Annotated in this window: 8 protein-coding genes and 4 pseudogenes; 6 read left to right on the top strand and 6 right to left on the bottom strand. The window is 44.8% G+C overall.

Annotation, left to right across the window (positions count from 1 at the left end; genetic code table 11):
* Positions 1–31: 31 nt before the first annotated feature.
* Positions 32–754: pseudogene (locus tag AB4274_RS17570) on the bottom strand (DMT family transporter); the annotation flags it as partial.
* Here AB4274_RS17570 and AB4274_RS17565 point away from each other — a divergent pair.
* Positions 745–2,031: pseudogene (locus AB4274_RS17565) on the top strand (PLP-dependent aminotransferase family protein); the annotation flags it as partial. The pseudogenes AB4274_RS17570 and AB4274_RS17565 overlap by 10 nt on opposite strands.
* A 282-nt stretch (positions 2,032–2,313) precedes the next feature.
* Positions 2,314–3,495, top strand: a complete 1,182-nt coding sequence (gene cqsA / locus AB4274_RS17560; protein WP_372112755.1) for an alpha-hydroxyketone-type quorum-sensing autoinducer synthase — start codon at positions 2,314–2,316, stop codon at positions 3,493–3,495.
* Positions 3,496–3,645: 150 nt separating this feature from the next.
* Here cqsA and AB4274_RS17555 read toward each other — a convergent pair whose 3' ends face one another.
* The 3 genes from AB4274_RS17555 to AB4274_RS17545 all read right to left on the bottom strand — a co-directional run bounded on the left by AB4274_RS17555 (position 3,646) and on the right by AB4274_RS17545 (position 7,976).
* The gene (locus tag AB4274_RS17555) at positions 3,646–5,694 is read right to left on the bottom strand and encodes a response regulator (protein ID WP_372112753.1); all 2,049 of its coding nucleotides are present in this window, start codon (positions 5,692–5,694) and stop codon (positions 3,646–3,648) included.
* A gap of 256 nt (positions 5,695–5,950) precedes the next feature.
* Positions 5,951–6,766 (bottom strand): TauD/TfdA dioxygenase family protein, encoded by an 816-nt coding sequence (locus AB4274_RS17550; RefSeq protein WP_372112751.1) that lies wholly within the window; start codon positions 6,764–6,766, stop codon positions 5,951–5,953.
* A 310-nt stretch (positions 6,767–7,076) separates the two neighbouring features.
* On the bottom strand, positions 7,077–7,976 hold the full coding sequence (locus tag AB4274_RS17545) for a Vmh family MBL fold metallo-hydrolase (RefSeq protein WP_017059122.1): 900 nt from the start codon (positions 7,974–7,976) through the stop codon (positions 7,077–7,079).
* A gap of 160 nt (positions 7,977–8,136) precedes the next feature.
* Between AB4274_RS17545 and AB4274_RS17540 the strand changes: the two genes are divergently transcribed.
* Entirely contained in the window at positions 8,137–9,030 is an 894-nt protein-coding gene (locus tag AB4274_RS17540) for a LysR family transcriptional regulator (protein WP_017059121.1), read from the top strand.
* Positions 9,031–9,175: 145 nt separating this feature from the next.
* A complete protein-coding gene (locus AB4274_RS17535; protein WP_136982154.1) occupies positions 9,176–9,577 on the top strand; it encodes an ACT domain-containing protein in 402 nt (133 codons plus the stop codon).
* A gap of 106 nt (positions 9,578–9,683) precedes the next feature.
* Here AB4274_RS17535 and AB4274_RS17530 read toward each other — a convergent pair whose 3' ends face one another.
* Positions 9,684–11,570 carry a methyl-accepting chemotaxis protein gene (locus AB4274_RS17530; protein WP_372112749.1) on the bottom strand — a complete coding sequence of 629 codons (1,887 nt, stop codon included), beginning with the start codon at positions 11,568–11,570 and terminating at the stop codon, positions 9,684–9,686.
* Positions 11,571–11,913: 343 nt separating this feature from the next.
* Positions 11,914–12,630 (bottom strand): annotated as a pseudogene (locus AB4274_RS17525) (DUF1826 domain-containing protein).
* Between the two features lie 276 nt (positions 12,631–12,906).
* Between AB4274_RS17525 and AB4274_RS17520 the strand changes: the two are divergent.
* Positions 12,907–13,479, top strand: a pseudogene (locus AB4274_RS17520) (YceI family protein).
* A gap of 321 nt (positions 13,480–13,800) precedes the next feature.
* Positions 13,801–14,480 (top strand): VC0807 family protein (locus AB4274_RS17515; RefSeq protein WP_372112747.1); only part of this gene is annotated, 680 nt, incomplete at its 3' end.

Genomic DNA, 14,480 nt, shown 5'->3' with positions numbered 1-14,480 from the left:
AAGCTGCTCATGCAATATCAGCTTTCTTCAATCATTTTTGTTCAGCAAGTGTTTGTGTCGCTTTGGTATTCGTTACATTCGCAGGTTTCACAATCAAACCAATCCCGACAAGAAACAGTATTGATGCAACAACCTGAGCCACAGACAGCACCTCATCATACATAAAGTAACCGCTAATCAATGCGAAGATAGGCACTAACAAGGTTAACGGCGCGGTCGTACTTAACGGGTATTGGATTAGCAGCTTATTCCATACCCAATAACCAAATAGCGTGGTTGGGTAAGCTTGAAACAGCACCGCAATCGTCGTGTTCCAATCCCATTGTTCGATGCCCTGCCAGATTATTTGGTCACCGTGTAACATCACGGCAAATGGCACTGGAGCAAACAGCATCCCCCAGACATTGAACGCAAAAGCTTGAGTGGTTTTCGATGCCTTAACAATCACGCCCATCAAGGTCCAACTGCACGCCGCAATCATAATCAAGATCACGCCATTAACGGTGACATTACCCGTAGCTGCAGATACCAATACCGCCAATGCACACATAGCTCGCATCGCACCCAATAATTTACGAATAGAAGCACTCTCCTTGAACAACCACACGCCTACCGCCATGCCGATTAATACGTTGGTTGAAAGCAAGACCGATGAAAGCCCAGACGATAAACCAGCAGTGATCGACCATGAAGCCATACCCCAGATACCCACACCGAACACAAAGCCATAACTGACTAAGTAGCGCCAAGCAACAGGCGATCAGCATGTCGACCGTGGTGAGCTGCTACCAAAAACTGGAATCACAAGGTTGGATTCATTCTCGACCGCAAGCGGGATATTTTGTTTCTCCTCATAAACCTGCTCACTCAACCCCAGAGTGGGCACAGTTTGAGAGTAAGGTGTCCAGCGTTAGGCAAACCTCATCGACTCACAACTCAATCAATGGGCCTTTAGGGGTTTCGAGCACCACTAATGATGAGCAGTCGATCGTTGAACTGGAACGAAGTTTTCGTCGCGCTATTAGGCGTATGAGCAACAGGCTTAACCATTACCCAGATACACAAGGTGAGCCGATTTTACGACAGGCATTATCCACTCATTTTGCCAAGCTCGATGTGCACTTTTCACCTGAAGAGATGGTGATTACGGCTGGCTGTATGTCTGCGATTAAGGCCGCACTTGAATCTTGCACTAAAGAAGGCGACACCATCGCTATTAGCTCGCCATGTTTCAACGGTATTCTGGAATTGCTCGGACAAATGTCGCGAAAAATCATCGAGATCCCGTCTCTAGATGATGGTGTCGACTTGCAACAACTGGAAGCGCATTTGAAAAATAAACAAGTCGATGCCGCGATCTTTTGTACCTCTCATATGAACCCTCAAGGGATCAACATGTCAGCCACTCAAAAGCAGAAACTGGCTGAATTAGCGAATCACTATCGAGTGCCGATCATTGAAGATGATGTGTATCTGGAACTGTCCTACTCCTCACACACGCCGCTCCCCGCGAAATACTACGACAAAGGCGGTTTTGTCTTATGGTGTGGATCAGTATCGAAAAGTTTGTCACCGAGTTACCGTTTGGGATGGTGCTTGCCGGGCAGGTTTATCAACGAATACAAGGCTCAGTTCTCAGCTGCGAGCTACGGCGTTGCCCTGCCCACTCAGCTTGCGGCTGCTGACTTTATTGGATCTGGCCAATACGCTAAGCACGTGAGGAGAAGATGCACTCAGATCTTGTCTTTGCGCCAACAATACCTAAGTTATTTGGCTCAGCACCTTCCTCAAGATGTGAAGATAAGTAATCCACAAGGTGGCATGGTGCTTTGGCTGCAAATCCCAAGCTTGAACCAGTCAGCCTTTGCTCAGGGCATTACCGAGAAGAACATTGATATTAGGCTTGGACACCTGTTCAGCACTCTCGACCTTTACAGCAATTGCTTACGCATCAATATTGGGTATTCGTTAGAGGGTGGAGCCAAGCAGCAATTGGATGCCTTAATCGAGCTTATCCATATTCACAGCTAACAGCACGTAGCAAGTAGCAAGTAGCCTTTCAAAATCCGCTTTTTTAAATGCCTTCGAATGCCGAATTCTAATAGCCTTTTGTCATAAAAAAGAAGGCTATTATTCCTATCTTAATTCGGGTAAAGCCCCGAACCGTAAGGAAACCCACTCGCCTCAAAACCCTTAAATGCTGAGTTTGCAAGCACCCACAAAATTATGCAACTTGGCTAATGACACATCACTTTTTATCGTCAATATACAGCCGTCAGCGCTGGCGTTTTCCTGTATTTGAAGAGAACTATTATGAGTGATAAAACAAAAAACAAACCACTACCTTCCTTTATCGAAGAACGCTTGAACTTCTATATTCAAGACCTGATTACCCAGAACCAAAGCCAGAAGCATTTAGTATTGGGTAAACGCCCCCAGCGTAATTCCGTTGTGATGCAGAGCAATGATTACCTAGCGCTGTCACACAACAAACAGATCCAACAAGCCCATCAAGCGGCGATCTGTGAGCACGATGACAACGTGGTGATGTCTGCGATTTTCTTACAAAATGAGCAGTCTAAACCCGCATTTGAAACAGAACTCGCTAACTATGTCGGAATGGAGAGCTGTTTGCTTTCTCAATCAGGCTGGGCGGCCAATATTGGGCTATTGCAAACCATCTGCCCACCGGGGACACCTGTGTATATTGATTTCCTTGCACACATGTCACTCTGGGAAGGCATTCGCGCTGCCGGCGCAGTTGCCCATCCGTTTATGCATAACAATATGAATCACCTACGCAAACAGTTAGAGCGCCACGGCTCAGGCGTCATTGTTGTCGACTCTGTTTACAGCACAATAGGCACCATTGCCCCACTACGCGACATCTACGAAATGGCGCAAGAGTTTGATTGTGCGGTCGTCGTTGATGAATCCCATTCACTGGGTACACATGGAGAAAATGGTGCAGGCTTAGTACAAGCATTAGGGCTCACCAACCAAGTAGACTTCATCACCGTTAGCTTGGCAAAAACCTTTGCTTATCGCGCCGGGGCAATCCTTGGTCCTAAACAACTGTCTAGAACCTTGCCGTTTGTCGCGTACCCTGCGATTTTTAGCTCGACGGTGTTACCACAAGAGGTGGTTCGTTTAGAGAAAACGTTGGAGGTGATCAAAGGTGCGGAAGACAAACGAGAAGCCTTATTCAATCGGGCAAAATCGCTGACTACGGGGCTAAAGCGAATTGGCTTTAATATCCGCAGTGAGTCTCAAATTGTAGCGCTAGAGTGCGGCAATGAAAGAAACACTGAACGTGTGCGTGACTTCCTAGAACAGCGTGATGTGTTCGGTGCAGTATTCTGCCGCCCTGCGACTGGCAAGAACAAAAACATCATCCGTTTTTCAGTGAATGCCGACATGACGCCAAGAGACATTGACCATGTGCTCACGGTTTGTCACGAAGCGTACCATCACCCCGAGTTAGAGTTCGTGTAACCTTGTTCAAACCATATTTATAACCAACACCAACGGCAGGACTGAATGGACGCTATCATGTCGCGATACAAAAAGAGCCCAGCCATTCGCTGAGCTCTTTCTTGTATCTATGTCTACCCAATGGCCGTGAACTTCAGACTATTACACCCGCTAAATCCAGTGAGCAATTTTATCAAACAGTCGGTTTTTATCGGCAGGTTTAACAATAAAGTCCGACATGCCTGATGATTCCATCTTTTCCAAAGTAACGGGAGAACTGTCACCCGTGTGAGCAATAATCGGCACCGAAGAGTATTCTTTGTCGGCACTGCGAATTCGGCGAGAAGCTTCAACACCGTCCATGATTGGCATTTCAATATCCATTAGGATCAAGTCGATTTCGTCGGTATCAAGCGCATCTAAGGCTTGTTGTCCGTCTTCTTTTTGCACAACATCAAAGCCCTGTTTTTCCAATAACATTGCGGTAAATCGGCGCAGAGATTCGTTATCATCGACCACCATGATCGTGCGCTTATTGGTAGCCTCTAACGGTTTTACAGAAACTGATGGCATCACATAGTTGGAGTCGAAAAGTAAGCGTTCGATGGTCGCCTTGGTATTCAGTAGCCAAACTTGTGTTTCCACCCAAATAGGTTCAAAAGCAACGTTTCGGACACGTTTAATTGGGTGATGTTCATACAAATAGATGATTCGAGCTTCAGTGAATGAAAGTAAAGATTCAATCTTATCGAGGCAATTGGCTCTTAAATCCAAGCTCTCCATGTCAACGAATATCAAGTCGAATTCGAACTGGTATTCCTTATTTTTAAGCGCTGATGCTACATCCAACACCGTGAGCTCAAACCCCATAAAACGGGCTACCTCAGTCATTTTATTGGTGAGAACTTTCTGGTCACTCACCATTAGCACAGTCTTAAGTTTAGTCAGTTCATTCTTGATTTCTTTCACCGAATGGGAAGACAAAGACGGAAAAGTCATCGTGAACTGTGTCCATTGATCCACTTCAGACTGACATTTAATTTCACCACCAAACGAGCGCATTACCTTCTGACAAAATGGCAAACCTAAGCCGTAATTACCCGATTGGCCAGTAGTATAAAAGTCCTGAAAAATGCGTCGAATCACATCATTTGAGATGCCTGATCCGTTATCGGTAACCATTATTTGATTGGCCACTTCATCACTACACATGGTGACATGAATATGAAAATCTTCAGGGCTGCGATGGTGGAATGCGTTCTTGAACAAGTTATACATCACGTACTTCAACAAAGTGTCGCTACCCAAGAAATCAAAGTTACTCTGTACGTCTAAAGAGATTGCTGATTTATCAGCAGAGCGCTTGTAATTGAAACTGTCTATCGCATCCTCAACCACCGCTTGCGCTGAATGCTTCTTAAACGTAGATCGAGAGACTCGGTTTTCATCAATTGAAGTCAGTAACAGATCTATCGTTTCGTTACCGGAATGAATGATCTCCATCGCTTCATCGCCCACTTCACGCAACTGAATCACTTCTTCATTGCTTAACGCATATTGCCCTTTTTGATCGCCACTTTTAGGGTTCGGCAATATGGACTGCATGACATCAATAGAGGTAAGTAATCCGCTTAGAGGGTTTCGCATCTCATGGGCAATACCCGCACCAAAAGACTTCGCCAATGACACCTTGTTTTCATGTTCCACCTGATTGCGGAAGTAGAACAAGTTGCCGAATAAGTAGATAAACAAAAAGATTGGCACATGCGTCCAATCCATTGTGAGTTCTAGGTAGAAGCCTTGTGCTACCCAAGCGCATAAGGTGGCAATCCCAATACCGGCAAAGGTTTGTGCAAACATCACTCTCGTCACGTGCACCAATAAAATATGGAGGAAAATAGCCGACATGAATGACATAACCCAAACGTTGGACCAATTATTCATTAGCAGCATGTAGAAGAAGAAACCTGGCAAACAGATAGTTACGGCAACTTGATAATAAGCCGGAAGGTATTTTCGCCATTCAAATGGGACGCGATTGCGAAATATAATGCCAAAGAACAATACCGAGCAAAACAGGCGAAGCGCTAAGTTTTCGTAGGGTTGCGGGAACAAAAACTCCCACACAATGTAGTAAATTGGGAAGCCGACAAAGCCCATCCAACCCACGAGGGTTAAATTCGGTTCTGCGTACTGGTAAACTTTACGAATCGCGTTCATACGAAATACTTTGCTCTCTAAGCCCTGACGTTTATTAATTCTATGATTTGGTTTTTATACTTATATTTTGGCGCCGATTATATTACACATCACGTCCGAGCAGTGAGGTTTCAATCAAATATGTACCAACGCATTTGTTTTTATTATTAAGCGTAGATGAATGATGCACCCTGCTGACGCTTAAATTTAAGTACGAGTGCTTGGTTCAGGGATGGGCATGCGCGGTGTTCTTTTGATAACTGTGTTCAGCTTACCGCTATGTCACTGTTACTCGATGCATTTTTCTTGGAGTATCCCCGTAATCTATCACTGCGTAATGTTGCGTTACCCTGTTATCCCAGATCGCCATTGAGCCGTTGTTCCATTTGAAACGAACTTGAAACTCAGGGCGTCTCGCAATTTCAAACAGTTGGCTGAGTAAAACATCACTCTCTTTGCGGTCGAGTTCGTTGATATAACGAGTAAACTGTTCATTGATACAGAGCGTTTCTTTATCCGTTTCAGGATGAACTTGAACAACAGAGTGAACCACTGGCGGATTCTCCTGTGCTGTTTTAATCAAGGATTTGTGCCAATCGAGATCAATGTCTTCTGATTCTATACCTTCAAAGGCCACAAGCGAATGAGTCGCCGACAACCCTCTCAACTTAGCTTTCATATCTTCATGTAGAGATTCAAAAACCGCAGTCATAGAACACCAGATAGTGTCACCACCAATGCTTGGAATGTGTTGAGCATGCAACAGGGAAGCTTTCGACGGCAAGCTGCGCCACGTTAAGTCGGTATGCCAATAACTTTCCTTTGGCGCATTGCCACGGGTTGTTTCAATCACACTCACCTGTGGCGCACTTTCCACGCGAGGGAAGAAAGGATGTGCAGGTTCTAACGTTCCAAAGCGCTGTGCAATCATCAAGTGTTGTTCTGGAGACAAAGTCTGCCCGTCGAGAAAGATCACTTGATGGGCAATAAGTGCCTGATACACCTTATCGAGTTCATCAGCACTGCATGTAGAAAGCTCTAGTTCGTGAATACGAGCGCCGATGTGAGGAGTAATGGGTTCTATTTTCAACATACTTTCGCTTATTGGTGATATTGAGTTGCAGGGCGGATCTGGCTACTAGGCTAATCTGACTACTAACTGTAAACCGGGTAAATGCTGATTTTCTTTCTCACTTGAAATAGAAAGTCGTCTCTCCGAAACAAAAAAAGAGCTCCTAAGCTGGAGCTCTTTTCGTTTTTTGATACTTCCTGTATCTATAGACAAGTCCAATCTGTAGTACTTTCACTGAAAGCCAGATCATCGATATCTCCAGTTGTGTATCACCAATAAATCTAGCATACAATCTTCAGACTGTTCTGGGACACAACCGAGATAATCAACTCTAGTGCCAAGCCATTTCGCCGCTTAGCACTTTCGCGCCAAGTTCTAAATCGCCTTCCGTAGCCTCAAATTTCGGGTAGGCTTTCTTCATGTAATCACTGATCTCGACCGATGTTGGATTACTTTTGCTCGCCAACGCTTTTTCAATATCAGCCACATAATCCTTCGTGAAGTGAACTGCATTTATTCCTGTTGGCATTTCACCTAAATAGTGACCCGGAATTACAACCTCTGGCTCTAGTGCTTTCATACGCTCCAACGATTGTGACCACTGGCTACGAATCTCTTTCGATGCAGTATCTGCCATCCATACATGCACACCGCTATACACCGACACGCCACCAAACACCGTTTTTTCAGACGGAACCCATAGGTAAGCTTGGTGTGTATTTATCTCTTTCACTTCGATGGTTTCACCTTCGATGCTTAATGTTGTGTCGTTCATCACCATTGGAACAATCACCTTAGAGGGCGCGTTGCCTTCTAATATAGGCCCCCAGTATTCAAGCTTTGCATCTTTGGTGCGTTTGATATGCGCGACAACGGCTTCACTGGCAACGACTTTAACGTTAGGAAATGCCGAAACTATCGGTTCCAAACCAAAGTAGTAATCTGGGTCGCCGCTGCTGATGTAAACCATCGATAATTTTTTGCCTGTGGCTTTGATTTGCTCCACCAAATTTTGTCCGTCTGCGACACTGAATTGTGCGTCAAATAGAATCACTTCTTTCTCACCCGAAACCAATACCGAGCTTGCAGGGAATATCGCGTTCTCACCGGGGTTATAGTGAGTGATGTTCAGATCCACAGCTAAAGCAACACTTGATGCCAGCACGGTTCCTAGGCTTATGGTTCCTAAAAGCATGCTTTTTGATAACAGGTTTTTCGATAACGTATTCATGGCTTTATTCCGATACTTGGAGTTGAACACCTGCCAACTCGTTGAATGTCCAAACATCTTATTTGATTGTTTTTAGATGAAATAGATATCAAATTGACTTTAACTATTGCAGTTTTCGGACATATACTGAGGTCGGTTTAATTCTCTAGGCAATAAAACAATGGATAAACTCGAGGCAATGAATGTCTTTGTCACCATAGTGGAACGTGGCAGTTTGAGCGCAGCGGCAGAGCACCTTGATCTCTCACGAACCAAGGTCACTCGTTATTTGGGTGAGTTAGAAACATGGATGGACACACGCTTGCTTCACAGAACAACACGAAGCTTGAGTTTAACCAGCGCAGGTAAAGAAACACTTGAGGTCGCCAGAGAACTTTTGGCACTGGAAACATCCCTAGCTGGGATCAGAAACCAAAACCGAGAGCATTTAAAAGGTCAGCTGCGTATTACTGCGAGCTACTCGATTGTCGATAGCTTCTTGATGGAATCAATTAGTCGCTTCATCGCCAAATGGCCAGAGGTTTCTATCGACATTATCTCGACTGATCAGACCGTCAACCTGGTTGAGTCACGCATCGATTTGGCCATTCGCATAACCAACGAACTGACGCCCAATATTGTCGCGAAGCAGATCGGTGAATGCCGCTCCGTGATTTGCGCATCGCCTCAATATCTAAAAGAGAAAGGCACACCCACAGAAGCCCAAGATCTAGCGCACCACAACTGTTTATCGTTCAGTTACTTTGGCAAAACCGCTTGGACGTTCAATGGCCCCAATGGGCTCGAATCGGTTCCGATTAAAGGGAATATCAGTGCAAACACCTCAGAGGTTCTGCTTTCTGCCACACTCAAAGGCAACGGTATCTGTTTACTGCCCTTCCCTTCAGTGGAAACCTTGATGCGTGATGGTCTATTAGTGCCACTGCTTTCTGAATGGCAACCTAAAACGCTCGGTGTTCATGCTATTTATGGAACGCGTAAACAAGTCACACCGCTGTTAAGAGCCTTTATCGACCATTTATCTGACGAGATGGAACAATCGACAAGTTGGTAGAAGTACGATGCCATCACTAAGGAGGAAAACTTGCCATTAGTAAAACTGATGCAGAATTAAAATCATTAATTTTACTTAACTGTCAGTTGCTTCTATCGTGACTGCATACATCATCAATTAGCTTATTAACGCAGGGAAACTGACTATGACTGCCATTACCGATTTAGACATTTTGTTAAAGTCCATGTCACCAGAACTCATTGAAGGCAACTATGTTTTCTGTACTGTCGACGGAGCGTTAACAGACTATGTTCAGCTCAATCCAATCTCAACTTTTCGTGAGAAAGAAGGTTTAACGCTGGTTCTGGAAGAAGACGTTGCGACCAAAGCTCAGCTAAACTTCGACGGTGTATTTAGCCTGATTACATTGTCGGTACATTCCAGTCTTGAAGCGGTTGGATTAACAGCAGCTTTTGCCACCAAGCTTGGTTCTTACGGCATTAGCGCCAACGTGATTGCTGGCTTTTATCACGACCATATCTTCGTTCAGAAAGACAAAGCTGAAGCCGCAATGAGTGCGCTTAGAGAATTTTCTGAAGCGGATTAGTAAAGAATTCGATTGTTCACAGACACAAAAAAAGCGACGTAATCTACGTCGCTTTGGCTTATTGCTTAACGTGCACTCACTGCTCAGGCATCAGTGAGCGAACCAGTTAAGCAAGCTTAAAAGTCGCCACTTTGTCACTTAAGCCAGCGGCTTGGCTCTTAAGTTCGTTCGACTCAGTTAAGCTGTCCTGTGCGCCCACAACTAAGTGGTCGGTAACATCTTTAATGGTCGTCACGTTCTGGGTAATTTCACCCGTCACATGTGTTTGCTCTTCAGCAGCCGTCGCGATTTGAGTCGCCATATCGCTGATCAAAGCAACTGCAGTATTGATCTCTTCAAGCGCATGCGAAGCTCGATCGGCATCTTCTACTGAATGTATTGCCAACTTAGAACTGCTCTCCATCAGCTCAACCGCTTGCGCCGTTGTACGCTGCAGGATATCAATTGTTGATTTGATCTCTTCCGTTGAAGAGTGGGTACGCTGTGAAAGCACACGTACTTCATCCGCTACCACAGCAAATCCACGACCTTGTTCACCAGCACGAGCCGCTTCAATCGCTGCATTCAAAGCAAGTAAGTTGGTTTGTTCTGCAATACCTTGAATCGTTGCGAGTACGGTCGAGATCTCTTGAGCGTGCTTGTTTAGCTCGCTGATCACATTACCTGCTTCGTTCACTTCATTGGCTAGGTTATTGATAGAACCTTTGGTATCCACAACCAGAGCGTGACCACTGTTAGTACTTGTCGCTGAATCTTGCGCCGCTTTTGCTGTTTGCTCGGCATGCGATGCTATCTCTTGCGTGGCGCTCGCCATTTCAGTTACGGCCGTCGCGACCATAGTGATTTCTTGCTGCTGATGATTAAGCTCATCCACCGAACGGTTCGCACGCTGAGCACTTTGCTCTGACTGGCTGTTTAGCTGTTCTGACTGCCCACGGATATGGCCAATCAACTGCTGTAAGCTTCCAACAAAGGTATTGAAGTTATGAGCCAACTCGCCCACTTCATCTTGGTTTTCAACATGAATGCGTTGAGTTAAATCACCACTACCATTCGCGATTTGCGCCAGTGCTTGAGAAACGTGGTTCAACGGGCGGAATAGAATCGTACACAGCAGGTTAAACAGTATGGTACATACGATCACCACAAGTAGCGTCACCAACACTTGACCAATCACTGCATCAAATAGTGGCGCAACCAGAGAGTCATGGTTAACAACGCTCACAGTAATCAGGCTCGTTCCATCAATCGCACGTGCGTACAGAACATAGTCGCTGCCGTTCAACTCGATAGAAGTGTCTTTACCGCTAGTCAGCGCCTTTTGTACGTCCGCAAAATCTAACCCAAGTGAGCTGATATTTCTGTTCAGTAACTTGGTGTCAGGGTGCGTATAAACCGTGCCTTTATTGGTCGCGATGAACATGTAACCTTCACCCGGAAGAATCACTTGCTCTAGGCTATTAAGAATGTCGGTAATTTCAACATCCGCGCCTAACACAACCTGTTGACCATGTAATTGCATGGCAGTACCCAGCGACACAACATTCGCCCCAGTTGCAGCTGCAACGGTTGGATTATCCATGAACACCTTACTAGGGTTTGCTACCGCGTTGGTGTACCAACCCCATAGACGTGGGTCATCATTGCCCGGCGGCAATACCACTCCGTTTGCGTTCTTTTGCGAACCGTCTGGAAACGCCAAGAAGACATTATCAAAAGAGGCTGAATCACGAACCTGTTTTAGGTGAGTCACCAAGCTTTCTTGTTTGGATTCTTTCGAAAGAGAAGTAAGCGCACGCTCTTTGGATAAGATCCAATCCGATACATATTGATTGTAAGAAGCCGATGCGCCTTCTAAACGCTGTTCAACTTCTGTATCCAACCTTTGCAGTGAAGCACGAAAAGACAATGCCTCGACCAAAATCCCCCCCAGGATAATGGCCATACTGGCTGAAATCGCCAGTTTATTTTTAAGCGAGAGTTTCTTGAACATAGGAAACCTATAATGTGGAAGTAAAAAACCGTGGCGAACAAATTGGTTGCCAAAGAGGTTTGCAAGCGGGATATATTTTACGCTTTAAAATAAATTAAGAAACCGATGATGAACTGAAATATTGATATATGTGAGTAAGTGCACGCATCGTAACCCATTGATTTAGAGAATGGTAAACTCTAAATTTTGAATTAATGTGCTAATCAAGGTCAGCTGATGAGTGTCTCTGTTTGAGAGTAATAACGGTACAGATCGCGCTATACCGTTAGCTCATTAGGAAGGTATTTAAATGTGTTGAACGTCTAAATAGAAACAGGTTGCGGACTAAATAGTCAAAAGTTGATCAACCAAAGTCCAACGTTAACAGCAATCGTGTCTCGTCAGATGAAGTGACTGGTGAACGATGCACAAGACCCGCATTTTCGTTGCCACTCCAGCGCTCCCCTTTTAGTAATGCCACATCACCAGTCGACAGTTGTTAGATATCTGACTCATGATTGTATAAGCCGGACTCTGAATCTGGGTGTCCGTTAGCCCCTCGCCCTAGCTTAGAACGGTCGACTAAGTCGTTTGGCAACCATTGAGTCGCAACACCATGATAAGTTGTCACCAAGCGGCAAGGCACTTGATCAAAATGGAAACGTGGGCACATCGCTTTATTCAGAACGGCTAAACGTAACCCGACTTCTTCAAGCTCAAACAAACAACAGAACATATCCACCAGCTCTGCCATGTTTTCTAACAGCGCTTTAGAGGCGGTGCCATCGGTGGCAAATTCCAACTTATCGAAAGCATTTTCAGGTGACACGCTAACAGACTTACTAAAGTTTGGATTCAAGGCGATAAATTCACTAATTGCCGTCGTTAAGCCTTCATCAAACTGTCGCTGCCATACCGCTATATTAATATCACTTTGGTAGATATCCGCTAATACCGTTGGCTGCTCAGAAGCACTCGAGCTTGGCTTGTGATTTGCCTTATCCTGAATACTCACAGCTGAACTAATGTTGAGTGGCTGGTTGTTATTGGTTGCCAAAGGCTTGGTTAACACGACATTCATTACGTCGTCTCCTTGATACATGCTCATCGCTTCCCTTTTACCAACAGAATAATTATTCTTGGCAAGAGTAATTTTGGTTATGTTATAACATAGCCAAAATTAAACAAGTCACTTCGTCGATCATGATTCCAGTAATACAGCGACGCTCTTCTTTTCCTGCGGTAATTTTTCGAATGCTGAACTAAGCTTCTCTCAATCACTCTTTCCAAAAAGTCATTTTAAAAACGTACAACTCAAGAACGTAAACCTGTGAATTCATCAATCTGGTGACAACTTATGAAAAAACTAATCTCTACATTCGGCCTCCTATGCACCGCTATCTCCGCTCAATCTTTCGCGGAGTCGGGCTACACATTAGATCCGAAGTTATCGAACATCACATTCGCGACCATTAAAAAGCAGTTTATTGTCGAGCCCGCATCCATCAAACCTATGTCTGGAGGACTTACCGAAGAGGGTTAGTTTTCAATAGTATTGGACTTGAAAAGCGTGAGCACCGGAGTCGCTATTCGTGACCAGAGACTGAATGAACTCTACTTTGAATCGATGACTTTTCCTGAAGTGAAGATCTCTGGGAAGGTTGAACCGTCGATGCTATCTGGTGATCCAAAAAGAACAACAGTAGCAGCGGAAGTTACTTTACACGGCGTAACCAAAACGATCGATTTCCCAGTTGTGGTGGTTCCATCCTCAGGGTTTGTCATGGTTAGCTCAGCTTCGACAATCATCGTCAACGGCGCTGATTTTGGGATATCGACAGAGAATCTAAACAAACTTTCAGCGACCGTGGGTGGATTAGCGATTTCCGACCAAATCCCTTTAAGCTTTAACCTACTTTTCGACCAATAATGGACTTATAACTATTCCTTTCTATTCTCCCTCATTTCACATTCATCAATCGTTTGAGAGCGGTGAATGTGAGTAAGAGTACGCGACAACGCAATAAACTGAATTAGGTTTGAATAAACTAAACCAAAATTTCCACTCGATTTCCCCAAGTCGACCAGATAAACATCCCTCACAAAGTATTAAATTGAGCGTTATATAGGCTCAGAGATGTCGTTGATGTCACATGTCGTTACACAGCATGACGCCTTAAGGCTTTACATCTTGGGCGAGGTAAACAACAATCCCTGAGAATAAATCCATAACATAATGTATTTAGAAATTATGAGTAACACAGAAAACAAAAAATCGAGTCCTCTTTTCGAAGTCGTGTTTAACGTCTTTCTTCCTTCATTCATTTTAATGAAGTTCAGTGGAGATGAGCTTCTCGGAACAGGCTTAGCATTACTTGTCGCACTAGCCTTCCCTATTGCTTACGGTGGCATGGAGTTGATCCGCAACAAGAAGTTCAACTTCATAGCGGCGCTTGGCTTCGTCAGCGTGCTATTAACGGGCGGTATTGGTTTCTTTGAGCTAGACACTCGTTGGTTAGCACTAAAAGAAGCATTAATCCCTGGTCTAATTGGTTTGGCGGTTCTTGGCTCTACCTTCACCCGCTACCCGTTTATCCAGAAAGTTATCTTCACACCGGCCCTGTTAAATATCTCTCTTATTGAAGAGCGCCTAAAGCAGTTCGGTAACCAAGCAAAGTTTGATCGTTGTCTAATGACATCCAACTACCTATTCGCGAGTACTTTCGCATTTTCTTCAGCTATGAACTACTTCCTAGCGACTTGGATTGTGACTAGCCCTGCTGGCACCGCTGCCTTTAATGAAGAACTTGGCAAGCTGACACTTTACAGCTACCCAGCAATCGCCATCCCAAGCATGCTGATGATGTTAGGTATTTTCTACTACATTTGGCGTCAAGTTCGCACGATGACATCACTAGGGCGTGTTGATCT

The sequence above is a fragment of the Vibrio sp. 10N.261.55.A10 genome (genome assembly GCF_041470825.1).
In the GTDB taxonomy this organism is placed as follows: Bacteria; Pseudomonadota; Gammaproteobacteria; order Enterobacterales; family Vibrionaceae; genus Vibrio; species Vibrio crassostreae_C.
The sequence above is the reverse complement of the archived record's forward strand: the minus strand, read 5'-3'. Positions and strand labels throughout refer to the sequence as shown.